We start from the raw sequence: 21,981 nt of genomic DNA, 5'->3' as shown, positions 1-21,981 counted from the left end.
AAACCGCTATGACCGCTCATTTACTCGAAGGAAAGAAGGTAGCGGTTCTGGTAGAAACGGAGTTTATTCCGGAAGAAATTGCGGCTTATCAAACCCGCTTTGCGGAATTGGGAATCATTGTGCATCTCATGTCTAGACTCTGGGGAGATTCGATCGCTCACTTTGTCAGTGACATAGACGCCGTTGGCAAGGAACTGAAGATGCTTCATGTCAGCATTGATTTCCAAGATGTGGATGTGAATGACTATGCGGCAGTGATTATGGCAGCAAATTACACCAGTGTGCGACTGCGTTATTTTGAGCCACCTGCCGGACAGCCAATCAGTTCAGACCAGGTGAAAACGGCTCCAGCAGTCCAGTTTTTTGCCAGAGCGATGCAGAACCCCAACATTGTCAAAGGATTTCTCTGTCACGGGCTATGGATTCTAACGCCGATGCCCGAACTGCTGAAGGGGCGACACATTATCTGTCATGAAGTGGTGCTTGCCGATATTGCCAATGCAGGTGCCATTTATGTGCCTTCACCGACCAATGTGGTGATTGATGGCGATGTTGTGACCGGGCATTCAGGCAAAGATGTGAATGCGTTTATTGACGCGATCGCGCACCAAATTACTCTGCAAAGTCAGGGAATTCCATTGCTTTCCTATGAGCAAATGTCACGCCAAACAGAAACAGCGAAGCTGTAATTTCCTTACTGACCAATCGGGAGGTTAGAAATGACTCGGAAAATTTTGATTGTGTTATCGGAATGGGGATTTTGGGGCGAAGAATTAATCGGTCCTTTGGAAGCCTTTGATGCCAAAGGTTACGCAGTTGACTTCGCCACGCCCACTGGTAAACGTCCAGTGGCGCTGACTGGCAGCATGGACTCCACTTATGTGGATCCACCTCTGGGGCGCACAGTGGTTTCCCAAGCAATGGCAGACAAAGTGAAGGCGATCGACGATCCGGGCAATCCCCGCCTGGACAATCCTAAAAGCTTGAAGGATTGGTTGCCGGAACGTCCCTATTGGAGTTCTCCCAAATTCATCCGGGAAATGGAGGCGTATTACAAAGCATTGGATACGGTGCGAGAACGAGATTTAACCCAATACGATGCCCTTTTGATTGTGGGCGGCAGTGGTCCGTTGGTGGATCTGGTCAACAACCAACGGGTGCATGATCTGATTCTCAGCTTCCGGCAACTAGAGAAACCGATCGCGGCAGAATGCTACGGGGTTGCCTGTCTCGCCTTTGCGCGGGATCTGGGCGATCGCAAGAGCATTCTAGCGGGCAAACACGTAACCGGACACTGCCTGGAATACGACTACAAAGACGGCACCGGATTTGCAGGCAGGGATATTAACATCGGGCCACCCCCCTACCCGCTGGAATACATTCTGCGGGATGCCACCGCGCCCAACGGGCAATTTCACGGCAACGTTGGCAAAGAAACCTCTGTGATTGTGGACTACCCCTTCATTACAGGGCGTTCCACACCTGATTCCTATCTCACAGGTCAAAAACTTGTGGATGTCTTAGAACACGGACTCCAGCGGTATGGCTGGTAGTCCAACAAGGGGGCACTATGGGCAGTCAAACTGGGCGCTTCGCTATCCTGGAGCAATTTTTAGCCGATGGCATGCATTTCATGTTCGGCAACCCCGGCACCTCGGAGGAAGGGTTTCTGGATGCTTTGGGGAACTACCCCAATCTGAAGTACATCTTGACGCTCCAGGAATCGGTGGCAGTGATGATCGCCGATGGCTATGCCCGTGCCAGTCAAACGCCGACATTGGTGCAATTGCACAGTACGCCGGGACTTGGAAACGCCATTGGAGCACTCTATCAAGCCAAACGGGGACATTCGCCATTGGTGGTGATTGGAGGCGATGCTGGGATCAAATACCAGGCAATGGAAGCTCAAATGGCAGGAGATTTGGTGGCAATGGCTGCACCCGTTACCAAGTGGTCAACGATGGTGATGGATTCAGCTTCGCTGCTGCGGGTGCTGCGCCGTGCCATCAAGATCGCCACTACTCCCCCGATGGGTCCGGTCTATGTGTGTTTGCCGCTGGATATTCTGGATGCCCAGATTGTGGAGGAGGTGCAACCCAGTGCCCTTATATCAACGCGAGTGGTGCCCGATGAAGCCCTGCTGCGATCTGCGGCAACCCGGCTGGCATCTGCCCAGCGACCGATGCTGTTTGTGGGGGATGGGGTGGCATTTTCGGGTGCCCAGGCAGAACTAACGCGGGTGGCTGAACTGTTAGGCGCAGAAGTGTGGGATGGGGATACGGGTGAGCTGAATATCAGCCACAGTCACCCCCTGTATCAGGGAACGACGGGGCACATGTTTGGCTATCAAAGCCTGCCCATGATGTCTAAGGGGGATGTCAATCTGATCTGTGGCACCTACCTGTTGCCAGAGGTATTTCCTGAACTGGGTTCGATCTTTGCTCCCCATGCCCAGGTGATTCATGTCGATCTGGATACAGAGGCGATCGCTAAAAATCACCCTGTCGATCTGGGTATGGTGGGCGATCCGAAGCTGACGCTGGCTAGATTGGCAAGCCTCCTAGACGAAATGCTGACTCCGGAGCAACGAACGGTGGCTACAAAACGACTTGAGGAAATGGTAACGGTCAAAGCCTCTAAACGGGAGTATGAGCGCTCCGCAGATCAGGCAGTTCGAGATCAGGTTCCTCTCCACTTCTCACGGGTGGCAGAAGAACTGGCAGCCCAGTTGCCAGAAGACGCGATCATTTTCGATGAAGCCCTCACCGCTTCCCCAGCTTTGACCCGCTATTTGCCGCCCACCCAACCAGGACATTACTTCCTGACGCGGGGCGGCTCCCTCGGGGTTGGAATTCCGGGGGCGATCGGTGCCAAACTGGCGCATCCAGACAAAACTGTGGTGGCTGTGACGGGGGATGGGGCTGCCATGTATACCATTCAAGCCTTGTGGTCGGCGGCTCGGCACAATATCGCAGCGAAATTCATCGTCTGCAACAACCGCTCCTACCGCTTGCTGCAATTGAATGTGCTTGCCTACTGGCAAGAACGGGGTATTGCCAATCATCCATTTCCTTTAAGTTTTGACCTCTCCCAACCCGAACTCCGGTTTGATGAGTTAGCGCGATCGCAAGGGGTTGCAGCACTCCGAATTGAAGCCCCGGATGAGATTGCTCCAGCCATTCGCCAAGCCCTGGATCATCCTGGTCCGTTTCTGCTGGATGTGGTCTTAGAAGGCGATGTGCAGCCAGAGATGGTAGGAATTCGCTGCGGTCAGTAGAAGGTTGTGACCTATCAATCCAGCCAGTCACCAACCTATTGAACAAATCATCAGATCACTCAGTTTTCAACCAATCTTTCATCCCAATTCAGAAAGACCCGTAACAATTTGAGGACACCAATTATGGACGGCGCAACCTTTGATTACATTATCGTTGGTGGTGGCTCAGCCGGATGCGTTTTGGCTAACCGTTTGAGTGCCAACTTCAATACTCGCGTTCTTTTATTAGAAGCAGGTGGTCCAGATGCCGATCCCAGAATCTTTGCCATGATGGGGTTTGTGCAATTGTGGAACACCGATATGGACTGGCAGTTTGTGACGGAACCACAACCAGGTCTGAATGGTCGCAGAATTCCGTATATTCAGGGGAAAGTGGTAGGAGGTGGCAGTTCTGTCCACGCCATGATGTATGTACGAGGCAACCACCGCAACTTTGACCTGTGGAATGCCCTGGGGAATGAAGGCTGGAGCTATCAGGATGTATTGCCCTATTTCAAGAAATCCGAGGATTATGAAAAGGGTGAGAATGCATTTCATGGGGTGGGTGGACCGATGGCGGTACGGGAGTGCTGGGATCCCAGCCCGGTTGCGATCGCGTTTTTGAATGCAGCGAAAGAACTGGGCTATGCGAAGTCTGCCGGGGATTATAACGGAGCGCAGCAAGAAGACAACGCAGGGCTTTTCCAATTCAACATTACTCAGGATAAGCAGCGATCCAGTGCAGCCAGTGCATTTTTAACCCCGGTTCTCAATCGCCCCAATCTTCTAGTTAAAACTCATGCCTTTGTGACTCGCCTGCTGATGGAAGGCAAACGGGCAGTGGGGGTTGAATATGTTCAAAATAATCAACCATATCAAGTCAAAGCTGCCCAAGAAGTGATTCTGAGTTCAGGCACTTTTGTGTCGCCCAAGTTGTTGATGTTATCGGGTATTGGTCCATCGGAACATTTGCGATCGCTGGGCATTCCAGTTATTTCAGATTTGCCGGGTGTCGGTCAAAACCTGCAAGATCACCTGCGGCTACCCAACATTATTTATCGATCAAAACAGGAAATGCCACTGATTGAATTAGCGGCAGAAGTTGGGCTGTTTACCAGGCTGAGTTCTGATCTGAGTGCCGCCACACCTGATTTGCAAATTAATTTTAGTGCCGGTATTGCAGGCTGGGTACCAGAAACCGTTCCACCTGTTGAGCCACCCACCCACTACTTTCTGTTTGTGCCGGTGTTGGTACAGCCCCAAAGCCGAGGAGAAGTAAAACTGCGGTCAGCCAATCCCCAGGATTCACCCATCATTGATCCGAAATATCTCAGTATGAAAACCGATGTGCAAACGTACATCAAAGGAATTGAGCTATGTCGCAAAATTGCCAATACAACAGCATTTGCAGCGTTTAACGATGGGGAAGTTGCCCCTGGTGTAGGTGCAGACTTAGAACAATTTATCCGCAATAATGCCACAACTATCTGGCACCCGGTGGGCACTTGCAAGATGGGTCATGATCCCCTTGCAGTCGTCGATCCGCAGCTTCGGGTTCATGGGGTAGAAGGCTTACGGGTGGTGGATGCCTCAGTCATGCCAACCGTTCCTAACGGAAATACGAATGCCGCTGTCGTCATGATTGGCGAAAAAGCCGCCGATCTAATCCTGAGCGATCAACGGGTTCCCTTAGCTGCTTCAGTTTAATCAGGTTCAATTCCCTTACCTCAGCGCCTCTCTCAGGGCTGGGAAAGAAAAGCCAAATTTTGTCCGTGGAGTGGATTTCTCTCACAACTCATCGATCGCCCAGTCCAGACGATTAGTGCTGGGCAAAAACCCTCAGGGGAGGTCATCTATGAAACGCTATTTTTTCAAACTGATTACAGCCACTAGTGTTGGGCTGGCGTTGAGTCTTAGCCTCAGTCAGGGGACGGCTACCCTCGCTCAGCAACCAACCGAGCAACCTGCCCAGCAACCGACCGAACAACCTGCCCAACAAACCATTCAAACAGTCAGTGACCCGCTCAGCTTTATAACTGCCTATGGGGAGGCATTGTCCAATCCTCAATTGATTGAGGGCTTTACTCAATTTCTGACTGAGGATGTGACCTGGCGTATAGCCGGCGATCGCGATCGCCTCTGGTATCCTGGTGAATATCAGGGACGAACACGGGTGCAAGACTTCTTCATCAACATCACCCGTACCTTCATTTGGACTGAATTTACCCCCCTGGATGTGCTGCAAGAAACCAGAACCAACTCTGAAACAGGCAGACCCGTAAGGCGGGTTGCAGTTCGGGTCGCCCAAACAGGCAAAGGCACCTTTACTGGTCGAGCGTTTAGAGGAGATTTTGTTTACCTGTTCACCATCAATGAAGCCGGTCAGGTGCAATCCTTTGAAGGGTTCTATAACACCTATCCGGCGGCGGCGGCGGCAACCGGGGTTGAGGTGCCCCCAGCACCGCTAAATGATGCCCTGACCGGAAAGGCGATCGCCCCTGATGCCACCGTTGATCCTGCAATGGCACGCCGAGTGGCAACGGCACTATGGCAAGCACTAATTGCGAACGATCTGCCATCCGCATCTGGCTTGAATGCAGCTCATAGCCAATGGAGCTTTGCGATCGGGGGTCCTAACTTCTTGCCCTTCGTGGGAGCCGCCCAGGGTATGACCACAGATGAAAAACCTTTGAAAGCCGATTTCAGTAATGCTGGTGCGATTATTACCCAAATCTTGCAACCCCGCACTCGTGTGGTGTCCCCCGGAAATCTCAGGATTCAGGAAACCCTGGTGAATGGCAACCGGGTATTCGTTCACTTGCGGGAAACGGGGGCGATCGCCCTGGAAACTGGCAATCGCTACGACCTGGATGTCTTCAGTTGGCTCACGGTCAACCGAGATGGCAAAGTAACCTCCCATCAGGTCATTACCGATACCTACGCCACCGTAGCTGCTCTGCGATCGGGGAGTATGTTCCCGTTGCCTGCTTCTGCTCTTGCCATGCGTCACTATCCTGCTTCCTTTGTCACAGGTAGCCGCGTCAATGGGATTGTAGTAGCTTACGATGCTCAGGGCGGTTACAAGGGTATTCTGGGGCAAGCCGACCCCACCGACAGTACCCTACAACAGCCCAGCGCGATTACCTTTGGGCGCGATGGCAATGTCTACGTCACTTCCAGCGATACAACCGATCGCACCCAGGGAAACAACGTCTTGATCTACGACGGGGTATCTGGGCAGTTTCGCGGGGTATTTGGGCAAGCCAATGCCCAGAGCGGGTTGCTAAACCCCACAGGCATTAAATTCGGTCCCGACGACAACCTCTACGTCGCCAGTGGCTATACCTCCCAGGTTCTGCGCTACAACGGCAAAACCGGAGCTTTTATGGGCGTGTATGCTACCCGCAACAACGGCTTCCCCAATAATCTCGTGCCGCAGGGGATGCCCTCAGACTTTACCGTCTTAGTGTTTGGTCCCGATGGCGACCTTTATGTCACCAGCTTGCTGGAAAATAACCTGCGGGGTGCTGTTCTCAGATATGCCGGACCCCTATCTGCCAAACCGGGACAATTTCGCGGCATTTATGGGCAAGCCAGCAGTGCCAGCAGTGAACTGAATCAGCCGCGTTCCATCGTCTTTGGTCCCGATGCCAACCTTTACGTTGCCAGCGCCGCAACAGGACGTGTCTTGCAATATGCCGGTCCCTATCGTCATGACGCTGGTCGGTTCATGGGGGTCTACGCCGATGTGGGGCGCGAAATCATCGCCGAGAGGGATATCCAGAATGGTGACTTCAACGGCGACGGAACTGCCGATATGGTGGTTCAAAACGGGCTGGGCTTTGGTCCCGATAAAAACCTCTATGTCAGCAGCACGATTGAATACGTTAATCCAGAGGGTGGACCGGGCAACCCCATTGGTGGTAGCCAGGTGCGGATCTATGCGGGTCCCCACCATCGCACGCCGGGTACATTTTTAGGGGTGTTTGGGCAAGCCAGTACGGAGGACAGCCGCATTCTGCTGCCCACCACACCAGAGTTCACCTATGAGGAGAATACGTTTCCTCAAATCAATCGGTTTAAACAAATCGCCTTTGTGGTGGGAAGTAATACCGATCGCCCACTTTCAGCCGAAGGAGAACCGGGATTTTTCCAATCCGATACCACCGATGCCCTGGCTGCCTATGACCAGAATATGAAGTTCCTGGGCTTCTTAAACGAAAACTTGCTGGGTTCCCAGAATCCCATTAATGGCATTGGTGGGGTTGTGATGGGACCCAGTGGGCACATCCTGCTATCCAGTCAGCATTCTGACCAGATCTTGCAGTTTAACAGCCTCACGGGAGCGTATATGGGTGTCTTTGGCGATGCCAGTCCCCAAGGTACAGGTGATGATCCTAAAACCTCTGAAAATGAAGGACTGGATTTCCCTGCGGGCTTAACCGTCGGTCCCGACAACAACCTGTACGTGTCTGATCTGGGCAATAAGCGGATTTTCCGCTTTGACGGCTACACAGGGCGGCTCCTGGATGATCCCAACACACCGCAAAACGAAGGCATTGTGGTGCAACTGTCCAATGCCGACGATGGGCGATTCACTGACCTGGCATTTGGACCCGATGGTCGTATCTATATCGGGTTTAACCTCCCACGGGACAAACCTGCCCTGGGCAGAGCGGAAGTGCGTGTTTATCGACCCGATGGTGGGCTGGAGATGACGATTAAGGGACCACCGGAGCATCCTCTAGACTTTGTCGCAGTTTTAGATGTGGGACCCGATCGCCGCCTTTATGTGGGAGATGATCCAGCATCCGTTGCTGACCCAGCCACAGGGCAACTGCTCGCGCCCGATCGCCAAAGCCGCCTCCTGATTTACGAGATTCCTAACGTCCATCCCCTGTTGGTGAACCCCAAAACCGGACAGGGCGACCCCAATGGCGTCAGGCAACCACCCCACCTGATCAGAGAGTTTGAAGTTGGACAGGGCAATGCAGGTGGACTCACGGTGGATACCAACGGTGTGATTTATCTGAGTGCGCCATGGGCAGGTGAAGTCAGGCAATACAACGACACGGGTGAATTGCTGGGAACCGTAGCCAACTTCCGGTTGCCAACGACTGCCCTCCGAGAAAACGGTGGTGTGGATGAAGATGGGCGACCCCGTCCAACGGGATCTGTGTTCATTACCCGCACCCAATAGTTGAGATGTTTATGGCTTGCCGGGAGTATCGCCATGAAAACTGAATTAGGAACCAGTCCGGAACCAACTCTTACCGATGCTGAACTCTATGATTTTGCCCAACGCTGGTATCAATTACTGGATGTCCATGCACCGCTGGAAGCATTCATTCCGTTGCTGGCGGATGAAGGGTTGAAAATGGTGTTTCCAGAAGGCACGATGACAGGGCTTGCAGGCTTTCAGCAATGGTATGAGCGGGTGGTCACTCTCTTCTTTGATGAGGTTCATACCTTGAAACAGGTGAAGGTGATTTCCCAGGGCGATCGCACCACCATCAAAGTCATTGTCAAGTGGGAAGGTAGCATCTGGCATCCACCTGCCCCTCGTAGTGAACGCATCGTAGCGGATGCCTATCAAACCTGGGAACTGGTGCGATCGCCCACCACTGGCAAGCCGATCATTCTCAGCTATGTGGTTGATTCCCTTAACTACTACGAAGGTTCAGCCAGACTTTAAATCCGTTATCTAAATCCGTTCTTTCCCATCTTCCTTTCTGTTTCCGCTTCACTCTTTCCTCAAACTGAACTAGGAGACAATTGATATGAAATACAAACTACTCGGACGTAGTGGACTCCGGGTGTCAGAACTCTGTTTGGGATGTACCACCTTTGGCACCAATTGGGGACCAACCTGGGGCGTCGATCAAAATAAAAGTCGCCAAATCTTTGATGTGTTTACTGAAGCGGGTGGTAACTTTCTCGACACTTCCAACTTCTATCAAGAAAGCCAGTCAGAACAATTTCTGGGCGAGTTCATTTATCCCAATCGCGATCGCCTGGTGATTGGTTCCAAATACTCGCTTTTTGATGGGGGTGCTGACAAGAACGACCCCAACGCCTCCGGCAACCATCGCAAAAATCTCGCCCGCTCGGTGGAAGGATCGCTGAAACGGCTGAAAACCGATTATATCGACCTGTTATGGATTCACATTCAAGATCACACCACCCCAGTGGATGAAATTCTGCGGGCACTGGATGACCTGGTGCGGCAGGGCAAGATTCTCTACATTGGGGCATCCAACTTTCCTGCCTGGTGGCTGGCGCGTGCCAATACCCTGGCTGATTGCCACGGCTGGTCGCCCTTCATTGCCACCCAGGTGGAATGGAGCATCCTGGAGCGCTCCTGTGAGCCTGAATTTTTGCCGATGGCGCATGAACTGGATATGGCAATGGTGTGCTGGGGCGCTCTGGCAGGGGGCATGGCAACCGGGAAATATAACCGGAAACCGGACCCCAACCAACCCTACCGCCTGGCAGACCAGTTGGAACCTGGGAAAAAGGTACTCTGGCACGATGCCTATGTCCGTGACCTGGCAATCATGGATCAGGTTGTCAAGATTGCCGATCGCATCGGTCGTCCCGCCAGCCAGATCGCCTTGCGGTGGTTGATGCAGCAAAAAGTCGTCACGATTCCAATCTTTTCAGCCCATACCGTTGAGCAGGCAAAGGAAAACCTGGGTGCCTGTGACTTTAGCCTCACCGATGAGGAGATGCGGCAAATTGATCAGGCAACACTGCCTGCGATCGCATCCGTCATGCCTAATGCCGGACCATACCCCTATCCCATGCTGGAGTACGGCTCACCCTCACTGGCAGAACTCTTCTACTCCCGCGTGCTGCTCTTCGGCAATGGGGAATACAAAATCCTGAATCATCGCCGCGCTTTCCCCTATCGTTATCAACCGGCGGGTGCATCTGCAATTCCCGATTAGCCCAGCAAAATCACACAGGGATACTAATTCACCATTCAATTCAAGGAGGTGTCCAATCATGGTAAAAGCACCAGATACAGCCCTCGGCAGAATGTATGAAGCCCACATTCGCATGGTCCTGGAGAAGGATATTGAAGGCTTGCTGAACCAGTACACCAACGATGCACTGTTGATCAGTAGCTTTATGAAAGAGCCAGTTTATTACAAAGGACGCGACCAACTCAAAGAACACTTCAAGGGCATTCTGGGCATTGAAGGGCTGGAAGTAGACCTGGCTTTTTGGGCAGAAACCGAAAATCCGCAAACCTTGATGATTGTGGAAGGCATCCAGATGAAAACCGACCAGGGAGAATCCACTATGCGGTTTGCCGATAGTTGGGTATTGCGGGATGGCAAAATCGCGATCCACTTTGCTGGCATGGTGCAGTATCCCGACGGCGCGATCGCCTAGTTCCCTCGAACATTCCTACTCATCCCCTCCCCCCTCCCCCCCTTCTTCACCAAAGGAAATCGCCATGACACCTGTAACCTTCGCCCATGTTGGCGTCAATTGCAAAGACGCGATCGCCACAGAGCAGTTTTATACAAAGCACTTTGGGTTTCAACGATCTAGAGTGGTTCCTCTGGGCGATCGGCAAATTGTGTTCCTTAAATTAGGCAATGTCTATCTAGAACTCTTCCAGGCAGAAGAAGCCTCCCCAGTTCCTCCACCTACCAAGGATGGACACTCCTATCCTGGTTGGCGGCACATCTCCATCCGAGTGGATAACGTGGATGCCAAACTAGCCGAAATGGGCAGTGATGCCATAATCACCCTCGGTCCACTCAGTTTTGATGATTTTATTCCCGGTTGGCGAGCCGTCTGGATTGCCGACCCCGATGGCAACATCATTGAACTCAACCAGGGGTATGTGGATCAGCGCAATCCGCCCCCCCTGGAGGCAGATTTAGCCCAACGCAGGATGGCAAAGGCTGCGATCGCCTGATGTTCTGGGTTTTCAATTCTGTCTCTCCCTATCATCTTCAGCAGGGGTGCAATCATGACGACTATGCCAGTTCAATTCGTTTATCTAACAGGATTGAAACGAACCCCATTCACCCATCCCCGGTTAATTGGCAGTTGGGATGAAACCGGGCACTATTCTAACCAGTGGACTGCGGTACCCATGCAACCAACCATCGCTGAGGATGGTTGCCCCAGTTTCACTGCCACCGTTGCATTGGATACGGCTGAAATTGGTCGTCAGTTTCGTTGGGGTGTGATCTGCGATGGTTCCGGTGGGACTGACTTGTGGGGCATTCCTACCGAGGTCAACGATCGCAACTCCAGCGATCGTGTCCGCAGCTTCATCTTGCACCAGCCCGATGGAGACAAACTCCAGACTGAAGAATACTACCTCACCCACTGCCGCCGCCTGGGGGCGCAAAAATACTATCCTCCCGGTCAAACAGACCCCGCCCTCAAATTTGCAGTATGGGCACCTAATGCTCACAGTGCTGAGGTGGTATTTGGCGATTGGAATAATGGCTATATTGCCGACGATGGGTATGGCATGGATGCCATCATCGGGACTTTTCCAATGTTCCGCACTGAGGAAGGCATCTGGCATACCGATCTCATGCCATCACTCGAATTAGCCAACTTCTCAGACTTCGATCACCAGCCCTACCTGTTTCGCATTGTCAAAGAAGATGGACAGGTAGCATACCGCACCGACCTGTATTCTCGCTGTCAACTGGGACAGGGCAATATCGATCCCGCTGGTCAGCATTACTCCGGCAAATACACCGAACTGGATGGTACTAAAAGTTGTTCAGTTGTGGTTGATCCTGATACCGTCACACGAGAGTTTCAAGATGCCCCATTTCCTGACTTAGAGTTTGTCTCAGAAGCGGTGTTTTGGCGCGATGAGTTGCAGCGCGATCGCCCCGTTCCTCACCGGGTTGAAGATCTCATCATCTACGAATTGCATTTGGGTGCTTTGGGGTATGGCAAAGACCGTCCCGGAAACTTTCAGGATGCGATGGCACTCCTGCCCTACCTGGTAGACCTGGGAGTGAATGCCGTTGAACTGTTGCCCATGTCAGAATTTCGCGACAAGGTGAATTGGGGCTACGAAACCTCTCACTACTTTGCCCTGGAATACAGTGCCGGAGGACGAGATCAGCTCAAACACTTTGTTCGAGAGTGTCACCGCCACGGGATTGCTGTGATTCTGGATGTGGTCTACAACCACTACAACCCCAATGGAGAGCGGGCAGAATGGGCTTATGACTCCAACCGTCCTGACCACAACATCTATTACTGGTATGAGGGCAATCCTGCTGATTATTCGCAACCCGATGGCGGCTATCTCGATAACTGGTCTACCGGATTTGCCCCTCGCTGCCACGAAGAAATGGTGCGCAAACTGTTCATCAGCAGTGCTGCCATGCTTATGGAAGAGTTCCATATTGATGGATTCCGGGTGGATCAAACCACTTCGATGCACCTCTACAATGTGCTGCATGCGAATGGTCAAGCCGTGGGTGATGCCAATATCTTTGGTGCCAAGTTTTTAAGAGAATGGACTCGCACACTCAAACTCTTGAATCCCAATGTAGTTTTGATCGCCGAAGATCATTCCAATTGGGAAAAAGTAACTGAATCCCCCGATCTCGGAGGGCTAGGCTTTGACGCTGTTTGGTATGCCGATTTTTACCACCACTTAATTGGAGACACCCGCCAGGGAAATGAGTATGCCAGACTCATTCCAACCGCTGGCTATGGCACAGATGAACCCCTTGCAATGGATAAGTTTGCCGGAGCGTTGGCATGGTCGGGGCACAAGAAAGTGGTCTATCACGAATCCCATGACGAAGCTGGCAACTCCTATTACGAAGCAGGTGGAATCCGGATTGAGTCTAAACGCACCATCGCTTCTGCGGTGAATGGAGCGCCTTTAGTGGGGGAAACTCGCCGCGTTGCTGAAGCCCGTTCCTGCGTTGCGGCTGGTCTGTCTATCCTATCGGCAGGCACGCCCATGTTCTTAATGGGTGAGGAAATCGGCGCTCAAAAGCCTTACCGTTACACCGATTTCTCCAGAAACCGAGAAGATTTATTGGGCGAAAGGGCGACGAATGGCGCTAATCTGTTCCGCTTCTATCAAGACTTGATTCGGCTACGTCGAGAACATTCAGGCTTGCGATCGCACAACATCGAAATGATTCACGTCCACAACGCCAACCGCATCCTTGCCTTTAGACGCTGGAGTGACCAGGAAGAGTTTCTCATCGTTGCCAGTCTGAACAACCATCCCTTTACCGAGGGATACACCCTTCAGCATCCGTCATTGGGCGATCGCAAATGGCAAGAAATTTTCAACGGTGATTCTAAACGCTACAACGGAAACAACATTGGCAATTACGAAACATCAATCGTTGCATCTGGTACTTCTATTCGTCTGGTAATTCCTGGCAACGGATTGATTGTATTTCAATTGGTTTGAATTCGTTGCGATCGCAACTCTAAATGTTCGTTATTTGTCACAGACTTTACTATCTTTTGCGAATATCCGCATAGTGAGTACTTCGATCATCCGTTTGAAAAAACTAGTGGGGTGCGTTTTATGAAAATATCAACTGCTCTAACCAAAAAACCCTCAGAAAATCTTGCAAAACACGACTCAAGGAAGCCCAAAAAACACTTCTCAGTCAAAACTATCTTGGTGGTCAGTGGAGGATTATTCCTACTGATTGTTGCGGTTGTCGTAATAAATCCGCCCTGTTGGGAGTGGCTTGGTGTCAAGGATTGCGAAATAGATTCTCCAGCAAAAAACAGGACAAAAGTTGAGCTAGTTGAGGAACAAAAAACTGCGTGGGATTGGTTAAACCTGGTGTTTGTTCCTGCATCTGTGGTGATTCTTGGTGTGTGGTTGCAGTCATTACAAGAACGGGCAAAAGACGACAGAGAAAGGGCTGAAAGGCTGAGAGAGTTAAGAGTTGAAAGGCGCACTCAACGCCGAGAACGAGCAGAAAGAAAAAGAGCAGATGAGCAAGCCAAAGTAGAAAAAGCTAGAGCAGATGAGCAGGCACAAATAGAAAGAAAAAAAGAAATCGAGCAAGTACAACGAGAAAAAGCCAGGGTAGAAGAACAGCAGCGTGAAGAGGCACTAGCAGCCTATCTGAGTAGTATGTCAGAACTTTTGGTTGGCAAGCGCCTGAGCGCTCTAGCCAAAGAACGATCGAAAGGTGCGATCACTGAGAAGCAGGAGTTTTTGCTCGATGCAGGGGTCGATGTCATTCGTGCCAGAAGTTTGTCCATACTCCGCAGATTAACGGATGGGCAACACTCAGAAGAGCATGCCGATCGCAAACGCAAGGCGAGTGCATTGTTGTTTCTTTACGACACAGACCTGATCAAGAGACAAGAACTGGAAAAGACAGATGATCAAGGAAATCGCCTGACGTTAGAATCACTGCTTAGCTTAAAGGATGCAGATCTCACCTATACTGACCTCAACAATGCCCGCCTCAGTCATGTCAACCTCAGCGGGACTGATCTGAGCTATACCAACCTCAGTAAAGCCGTCCTCATTGATGCCATCCTCGATCAGGCAAACCTCAACAATGCCCATCTCGATCAAGCAAAGCTCAACAATGCTCACTTGATTAAAGCGGTTCTCACCCAAGCGGTCCTCAATGATGCCGACCTCAGCAATGCCGACCTCAATGATGCCAGCCTCAAAGGTGCCCATCTGATTAAAGCGGTTCTCACCCACGCCAGCCTCAGCAAGACGGATCTCAACGGTGCTAATCTCAGAGGTGCCAACCTCATGGGTGCCAACCTCGTGGGTGCCAATCTCAGTAAAACCGACCTCATTGATGCGGACCTCAACGGCGCAGACCTCAGAGGTGCCAATCTCCGCAATGCCAATCTCCGCAATGCCGACCTCAGCCATGCCAATCTCAGCCATGCCAACCTCAGTAATGCCGACCTCAAAGGTACCAACCTCAGCAAGACCGACCTCAGCAATGCCGACCTCAATGATGCCGACCTCAATGATGCCGACCTCAACGATGCTCACCTCAATGATGCTCACCTCGTTGGTACCGACCTCAGCAATGCCGACCTGATTGGTACCGACCTCAGCAATGCCGACCTCAGCAATGCAATTCTCAACGAGGCTGACCTCAGCAATGCCATTCTTAGCGGTACCGTTCTCAAAGGTGCTGCTCTCAAAGGCGCACACCTCATCGGTGCTAACCTCAGCAATGCCGTCCTCAGCAATGCCGTCCTCAACAAGGCTGTCCTCAGCAAGACTGTTCTCAGCCATGCGGTTCTTAGTGGTGCCGTCCTCACCCATGCCAACCTCAGCGATGCGGTTCTCAGCGATGCAGTTCTCAGCCATGCGGTTCTTAGTGGTGCCGTCCTCACCCATGCCAACCTCAGCGGTACCAACCTTAATGAGACTGACCTCAGCGATGCCAACCTCAGCGGTGCCAACCTCAGCCATGCGATTCTCAGCAATGCGGTCCTGGATGGCACTGACCTCAGCGGTGCCGACCTCAGCAATGCTGACCTGAGAGAGAGCAACCTCTGTAATGCCAACTTCAGCAATGCCGACCTCAGCAGTGCAATCTTCCTTTCAACCAATCTCAGATGCACAAAAGAGCTAACCCAACAGCAGCTAGTGAGAGAAGGGGGAGAAAATCAGCCGTTGCTGTGCAACGTACTTTTGCCCGAAGGCATCTCAGTTGGTCACAATCGCGACTGCGATCGCCTGACAGAAGTATTTTTCACTCGTTATCCCAAAGATTTCAAGACCCTTAAAGAGGCTAAGCAATACGTGGACGAAGCGCGGAAGCAACAATTGTAGTAGTAGGATGTGCTCTCTAACGATCGCGCTATATACACTGAACCATTGGGAAAGAGTCCCTTCAGTTACCAATTGCCAATCAGTCTGCGGAGTTCATCAACATTCAGGTAATCGGTGGCAAAGGCTTTGCGCAATAAGTCAGGAGGGATAAACTCGTCGTACTTTTCTAGCTTCGGTGCTTCGTCTTCTGCCAATAGGTTTTCGGCATCCAGGGAGCGATCGGCTAAGGATTTAATTTCGTAATACAGGCTCTCCAGTTTACATTTGCCCAGGTTGACCACCATAAAGTAGGGAGATTTCCCGACAATTCCTCTAATTTTCAATGTTTCGCGGCAGTGGAAGCGAAGAAACCGATCTAACGTGCGATAGGCGATCGTCCCCATCCAGGGAAGAATGCAGCAGTAGCTATCCTCCAGTGGAATCAGATACCACTCCCCTAAGTTTTCTTTCTTTGCCAGGTTGCGAGCTTCTGCTAGCCGCTTTTTTGCACCTTCCTGCAAGTAGGGATACACGGTATTTTCCAGTAACACCTGTCGCATCCGTTGCAGAACTCGCGTGTGAATTTCGCCACTACTACCATGCCAGGACACAGAAGATTCCCCGATCGCAGGCGTGACAGAAACCGTCTTCGAGCGGTTATCAATCTCTGCCACCTGCCAGGTACGTCCGGCAAGGGAGACTTTCTCGCCGACATTGGGGGGTTGCACAATACTGCCAATCTCCATGCCACCGTGCCATACGGCGTAATCTTCGGTGTCGGGAAAAATGGCGTAAAATTTGAAGTTCCGCACAGTTTTTTCTGCGGTCAGTCCAATGATCAGCCCGTTTTCCTTGGTGTGCTGAATGTGGTCAATTTCGATTAAATGCCGCAGCAGCAGGCGAAAGTCCTCCTGGGAAAGGGAGCGAAAGGGCGGCAGGGTCAGAATCGCCTGTGCCAGTGCTGCCGCAGACTGTTCCCCTAGTGCCAGTAAGATACTCATGGTCTGCTGGTAGAGAAGGCTGAGGGGATAACGGGCGGGGGCGATCGGCTCGATCCATTTCTCTTCCAGATAAAGCTGAATGATGGCGATGCATTGTAACAATTGCCAGGGAATCTTTTCCTGGAGGGGTGTTTCGCTGTAGGCACTGCGGTCAACCTTGTCTTCCACACAGACAAACCGCATATCGGCTGGACTGCCCCGCCTGCCCGATCGCCCCAACCGCTGCAAAAAACTGGATACAGAACCGGGGGATCCTAGTTGAAGTACCCGATCCAACTTCCCCAGGTCAATGCCCATCTCAAAGGTGACGGTTGCCGCTGTCACCGTGGGACCGCTGGTATCACGCATGGCATTCTCGGCTGCCTCCCGTAATGGGGCTGAGATACTGCCATGATGAACGTGGTAGACATCGGGAATGCCCTTTGCGGCAGCAATTTCGCGCATGGCAGCAATCACAGATTCGGTTTCAGTGCGTCCATTGGCAAAGATCAGACATTTGCGCGATTGGCTCTGGTTGAACAGGTAAAGGTGATGGGGTTTAAACCGCTTGTCACCCTTTGCCCGCACCACCAGTCCAGAGTCAAAGAAATGCTCCACACTCAGCCGGATGGATCGTTGTTCCCCAGGTAGTTGGGGGGTGATAACGGGCTGTTGGGTGCCTGCCCGCAGCCAATCCTCTGCCATTGAGTAATCTCCTAAGGTTGCCGAAAGTCCGATCCGACGGGGAGTGTTTTTGGTCAAACGGGCAAGACGAGCAAACTGGCAGAGAATCTGGCTACCCCGATTAGAACTAATGAAGGCATGAATTTCGTCAATGATGATGAAGCGCAAATCGCCAAACAGCCGCTCCAGATCCGTGTTTTTGTTGACCAGCAAGCTCTCCAGCGATTCAGGCGTAATTTGTAAAATCCCTTTAGGGTTTTTCAGGAGATTCTTTTTGCGGCTCTGCATCACATCTCCATGCCATGCCCAGACGGGAATATCAGCATATTTGAGTAGATCGGTGAGGCGATCGAACTGGTCGTTAATTAGCGCTTTGATGGGTCCCACATACAGTGCCCCTACGGTTTTAGGTGGGTCATCATGCAGCATCGTTAGTACAGGCAGAAACGCTGCTTCGGTCTTACCAGATGCGGTTCCAGCCGCAATCAACAAATGGGCATTGGTATCAAAAATAATGCGGCAGGCTTCCATCTGGATCGGACGCATCTCTGCCCAACCCTGGGCATAGATGTATTCCTTGATGAAGGGGGCAAGGCGATCGTAGGGAGAAGCGGTGCCTGTTTGCATGGAAGCGATCGTGATAGGTGCGTGAAATGCAGTTTACAGCGGTTTTCAGACGGGTGCCACACAGGTGATGCCTTTAGATCCTTGGGAAACAGTGGATCAGTGTGGCATACACAAATGAAAATGGCTGTAACTGTTTAATCCTACAAAAAACGGCTGCCAAAGGACGATCGCACGCCCCTCGTTAACGCTTCCGTGCTTCTTCTCAATTACTCAGGACTAATGAGGGGAAGTTTCTCTGTGATTGAGCAAGAGTAGTCGTGATGAGTCCAGCCTAATGAGCCAGGGAATTGGACGATCTTTGAGAGTTTGCCATTTCTCCTTAAACACTTCTGCCTGAAGGTGATAATCGTCGGAGTTTGCGGGCGGTTCACCCAATTTCAAATACAGCGTCATGCGGTGAGGCGTTTCACTGGTCCAGGCTAACCAGGCAGGAACGGTGTTCGGTTGGTCGGAGGTTTCTGGAAACGCAATCTGATGGGCGCGAATGCCGACATGGGTGTGCCTGGGAGAAACGGGTTCTGCGGTTTGCAGGGCGCAGTTCCAATCGAGGGCATGAATTTTCTGATCGGTAATGGGCTGGATGCGAGAGTAATTTTTACACCCGGTCAGTTGGGCGACAGTGAGGGTGCCAGGATGATCAAAAATGGTTTGTTTTTGCCCTGCTGCGACCACCTTTCCGGCAGACAGAACCAGCAGTTTTTGACAGACGCGGTAGGCTTCTTCCAGATTGTGGCTAACGAATAGGGTCAATCCTTTGTAACTGGATAGCGTCTTAATCAGGTGCTTTTCGAGTTCACTGCGTAAATGCGTATCGAGGGCAGAAAATGGCTCATCCAAGAGCAACACATCCGGTTCCGTTGCCAATGCTCTGGCTAAAGCCACCCGCTGTTGTTGTCCGCCGGATAGCTGTTGCGGATAGCGATCGCCCAAACCCGATAGCTTTGTTTGTCCCAATTGCTCTAAGACTCGTCGATTGGTCGCATTTTTCGACAACCCCTTTAACCCATAGGCAATATTTTGAGCCACCGTCAGATGGGGAAATAGGGCATAGTTTTGGAACAAAAATCCCACTTTGCGATCGCGGCTGGGCAAATTAATTCCCTTACGGGAATCATACAAAATCCGATTATTCAGCACGATCATTCCGCTAGTTGGGGTTTCAATTCCAGCAATACAGCGCAGAGTCATGCTTTTGCCAGAACCCGAACTGCCTAAAATTCCCAGTGCTTCTCTCTCAATGTCAAAAGCGACTTCTAGACAATACTGGGGAAACTGTTTTTGGATATCGACGATCAGTTGCATGGGCAGTTGCATGAGAAACGGAAAGAAGACGATTAGTTTTTACTTCTAAGTTGTGATATTTGCTCCCATCGAACCTCGGTGAACCTCAGTGAGGCTGTGTTAAAGTAAAAGCCACTTCCCACTCAGCAACTCCGATGATCACGGTTGGCATTACCAAAGCAATCACCAATCTCACTGAAGCTCACGCTAGATTGGATGTTTCGCCTAGTCTAGATGCAACCTTCTTTTCAGAATGGAAAGCACCTTTGCCATCATTGACTGATCTAGAGCAGACAAGACTCGATCACCTCAAACGACGGTATCTTTACTACGCCGATAGTGGAGCGATTACCGAAGGTACGGTCAACTTAATTTTGCTATCTCCTTTGCTAGAAACGCTGGGATTGATTGATCCGCCTTACCAGGTTCGGGGCGAAAAATACGTCCGGTTTGAAATTGAAGATGGTGATACCTTACTGGACGGGTTAATGGATGCTTTAGTCATTCAGGATAGCCTCTGGCTGATTGTGATTGAAAGTAAACGATACGGGTTTAGTGTACGGCAGGCGATCGCCCAAACCTTAGCGTATATGGCAGGTGCTCCGAGTTCTCCTGTGTTTGCCCTCATTACCACTGGAGAAGATTATTTATTCGTTAAATTAGATTGTGCCTCCTCCCTTTATGCGTTGTCTGATAAATTTACGCTCAGCACCGTTGAAGGAAATGAATTGCATCAAGTCGCGCAAATTTTGAAACGGCTGGCTAGTGGATAATCTGAGCTACCTCTTTTTTCACTTTTGCCTTTTTTCCTCTATCGTTCACAGGATTATGGGTTACTGTTTCCTGTTTTCTTTCTACCTGTTTTCTTTCTAATAGTCTGACCCACCACAACAGGGCAAAGGCGATTGCCGTCATGATCAGCACCATCACATTCGCTAATTCATACCGCTGGGATTGCACCGCATCGTAGATTGCCAGCGGTAAAGTCTGAGTTCGTCCGGGGATGCTGCCTGCCACCATCAAGGTTGCGCCAAATTCGCCCAGTCCCCTTGCGACGCTCAAGCCAAAACCTGCCAAAATTCCTCGATAGGCGAGGGGCAAGCTGATGCCCCAGAGGACTTCTAGTTCGGTGGAGCCGAGTGTACGGGCAGCGGCTTCCAGTTCTGGGTTAACGTTGGACATCGCAGCTCTGGTCGATTCCACCATTAAGGGAAGTGCGACGACCGCAGAGGCGATCGCACCTGCCTGCCAGGTAAATAGCAGATCAATCCCGAACCATTCTTTAATCGGGCTACCGCGCCCCAACGACAACAGCAGAAAATAGCCCACGACGCTGGGCGGCAACACCAGCGGCAAATTTAACAGCGTAGAAACAAAAATTTGCCCCGGAAATTGGGTTCTTGCCAACCAGATCCCCAAACCCAGACCCAGCACCAGAATCAAAACACTGGCAATAAGGGTGACCTGAAGTGACAAAATCGCAGGCTGCCAGATCACGACACAGGCTCCTCGCCGGGTAAGACAAAGCCATATTTTTGCATCAAGGCTCTACCCTTCTCGCCATTGATGAAAGCGGCAAATTGCTTTGCCACCTCTGGATGGGGCGCGCTTTTGGGAACTGCCAGCATTTGTTCTAGAGGTTTGTGCAGTTCAGCCGGAATCAATCTCCATTTTCCGGGCTTTTCGACGCTGATAGAGAGCGCTGCGATCGCCACCTCCACATTCCCCGTTTCCGCATACTGCTGGGTTTGCTTGATGTTTTCTCCAAAGACTAGCTTCGGCTGGAGTTCTTCCCAAATCCCCACCGCTTGTAGAGCCTCTCGTGCGGCAACGCCATAGGGTGCATGGTCAGGATTGGCGATCGCCACCCGCTTTACCGTTGGTTTAGTTAGATCTTTAATGTCTTTAATCTCAAGGGCACTTCCCTGCTTCTGCCAGAGCGTGATGCGTCCGACCCCATATAGTGCTTTTGTATCAGAGAGAACTAACCCTTTCTTGTCCAAGTCCTCCACAAATTTCTTGTTCGCTGCGGCAAATAAATCAACCGGCGCACCCCGCTCAATTTGCTGGGCAAGTTGCCCGGTCGAACCCAAATTAAACGTAACTTGGTTCCCCGTTTCTTGCTCCCAGAGCTTACTAACCTCTGGAAAGACATAGTTCAAATCAGCGGCAGCAGAAACCGTTAAGGTCACAGGATTACCCGCCGATGAGAGAGAAACCGTTGGGATAGAAGATTGTTGACTCACGGGAGAAAGCCCACATGCCGCCAACAGCCCGATCAACACCAGACTTAAAAACCATCGCTGCTTTCTAAACATTTGCTCACAATTACTCTTTCAGGAGACACCCGATGCAAACAATATCAA

At 51.4% G+C, this 21,981-nt stretch carries 16 protein-coding genes; 12 read left to right on the top strand and 4 right to left on the bottom strand.

The genetic code is table 11. The features are described 5' to 3' along the window. The first annotated feature begins 8 nt into the window (after nucleotides 1-8). The 11 genes from AC1S52_RS07780 to AC1S52_RS07730 all read left to right on the top strand — a co-directional run bounded on the left by AC1S52_RS07780 (nucleotide 9) and on the right by AC1S52_RS07730 (nucleotide 16,064). Nucleotides 9-689, top strand: coding sequence for a DJ-1/PfpI family protein (locus AC1S52_RS07780; RefSeq protein ID WP_482028454.1), 681 nt, complete (start codon nucleotides 9-11; stop codon nucleotides 687-689). Between the two features lie 30 nt (nucleotides 690-719). Further along, nucleotides 720-1,553: a type 1 glutamine amidotransferase domain-containing protein gene (locus AC1S52_RS07775; RefSeq protein ID WP_482028453.1), complete on the top strand. Its 834-nt coding sequence runs from the start codon at nucleotides 720-722 to the stop codon at nucleotides 1,551-1,553. A gap of 17 nt (nucleotides 1,554-1,570) precedes the next feature. Beyond that, nucleotides 1,571-3,277 carry a thiamine pyrophosphate-binding protein gene (locus tag AC1S52_RS07770; protein WP_482028452.1) on the top strand — a complete coding sequence of 569 codons (1,707 nt, stop codon included), beginning with the start codon at nucleotides 1,571-1,573 and terminating at the stop codon, nucleotides 3,275-3,277. A gap of 123 nt (nucleotides 3,278-3,400) precedes the next feature. Next, entirely contained in the window at nucleotides 3,401-4,963 is a 1,563-nt protein-coding gene (locus AC1S52_RS07765) for a GMC family oxidoreductase (RefSeq protein WP_482028451.1), read from the top strand. A 148-nt stretch (nucleotides 4,964-5,111) separates the two neighbouring features. Next, a complete protein-coding gene (locus AC1S52_RS07760) occupies nucleotides 5,112-8,456 on the top strand; it encodes a hypothetical protein (protein WP_482028450.1) in 3,345 nt (1,114 codons plus the stop codon). Nucleotides 8,457-8,489: 33 nt separating this feature from the next. Next, entirely contained in the window at nucleotides 8,490-8,951 is a 462-nt protein-coding gene (locus AC1S52_RS07755) for a hypothetical protein (protein WP_482028449.1), read from the top strand. A gap of 85 nt (nucleotides 8,952-9,036) precedes the next feature. After that, nucleotides 9,037-10,206: an aldo/keto reductase gene (locus tag AC1S52_RS07750; RefSeq protein ID WP_482028448.1), complete on the top strand. Its 1,170-nt coding sequence runs from the start codon at nucleotides 9,037-9,039 to the stop codon at nucleotides 10,204-10,206. Between the two features lie 58 nt (nucleotides 10,207-10,264). Then, nucleotides 10,265-10,657, top strand: a complete 393-nt coding sequence (locus AC1S52_RS07745) for a nuclear transport factor 2 family protein (RefSeq protein ID WP_482028447.1) — start codon at nucleotides 10,265-10,267, stop codon at nucleotides 10,655-10,657. A 64-nt stretch (nucleotides 10,658-10,721) separates the two neighbouring features. Further along, nucleotides 10,722-11,192: a VOC family protein gene (locus AC1S52_RS07740; RefSeq protein ID WP_482028446.1), complete on the top strand. Its 471-nt coding sequence runs from the start codon at nucleotides 10,722-10,724 to the stop codon at nucleotides 11,190-11,192. Between the two features lie 54 nt (nucleotides 11,193-11,246). After that, nucleotides 11,247-13,694: an alpha-amylase family glycosyl hydrolase gene (locus AC1S52_RS07735; RefSeq protein ID WP_482028445.1), complete on the top strand. Its 2,448-nt coding sequence runs from the start codon at nucleotides 11,247-11,249 to the stop codon at nucleotides 13,692-13,694. A gap of 387 nt (nucleotides 13,695-14,081) precedes the next feature. Continuing rightward, nucleotides 14,082-16,064, top strand: a complete 1,983-nt coding sequence (locus AC1S52_RS07730) for a pentapeptide repeat-containing protein (RefSeq protein WP_482028444.1) — start codon at nucleotides 14,082-14,084, stop codon at nucleotides 16,062-16,064. A 65-nt stretch (nucleotides 16,065-16,129) separates the two neighbouring features. Here AC1S52_RS07730 and AC1S52_RS07725 read toward each other — a convergent pair whose 3' ends face one another. After that, nucleotides 16,130-18,334 carry a DEAD/DEAH box helicase gene (locus tag AC1S52_RS07725; RefSeq protein ID WP_482028443.1) on the bottom strand — a complete coding sequence of 735 codons (2,205 nt, stop codon included), beginning with the start codon at nucleotides 18,332-18,334 and terminating at the stop codon, nucleotides 16,130-16,132. Between the two features lie 216 nt (nucleotides 18,335-18,550). Beyond that, complete coding sequence (locus AC1S52_RS07720) at nucleotides 18,551-19,636, bottom strand: sulfate/molybdate ABC transporter ATP-binding protein (protein ID WP_482028442.1); 1,086 nt, start codon at nucleotides 19,634-19,636, stop codon at nucleotides 18,551-18,553. A gap of 134 nt (nucleotides 19,637-19,770) precedes the next feature. On the opposite strand from AC1S52_RS07720, the gene AC1S52_RS07715 reads away from it, so the two are divergent. After that, nucleotides 19,771-20,388, top strand: coding sequence for a type I restriction endonuclease subunit R (locus tag AC1S52_RS07715; RefSeq protein WP_482028441.1), 618 nt, complete (start codon nucleotides 19,771-19,773; stop codon nucleotides 20,386-20,388). Here the strand turns inward: AC1S52_RS07715 and modB are convergent. Next, nucleotides 20,378-21,112: a molybdate ABC transporter permease subunit gene (gene modB / locus AC1S52_RS07710; RefSeq protein WP_482028440.1), complete on the bottom strand. Its 735-nt coding sequence runs from the start codon at nucleotides 21,110-21,112 to the stop codon at nucleotides 20,378-20,380. The two genes, AC1S52_RS07715 and modB, sit on opposite strands and share 11 nt — an antisense overlap. Beyond that, the gene (modA, locus tag AC1S52_RS07705) at nucleotides 21,109-21,933 is read right to left on the bottom strand and encodes a molybdate ABC transporter substrate-binding protein (protein WP_482028439.1); all 825 of its coding nucleotides are present in this window, start codon (nucleotides 21,931-21,933) and stop codon (nucleotides 21,109-21,111) included. The genes modB and modA overlap by 4 nt, the downstream gene beginning before the upstream one ends. Nucleotides 21,934-21,981 lie beyond the last annotated feature (48 nt).

It is taken from the genome of Kovacikia sp. CALU 1929, assembly GCF_056784235.1.
This window is presented reverse-complemented; position numbering and strand designations above follow the sequence as displayed.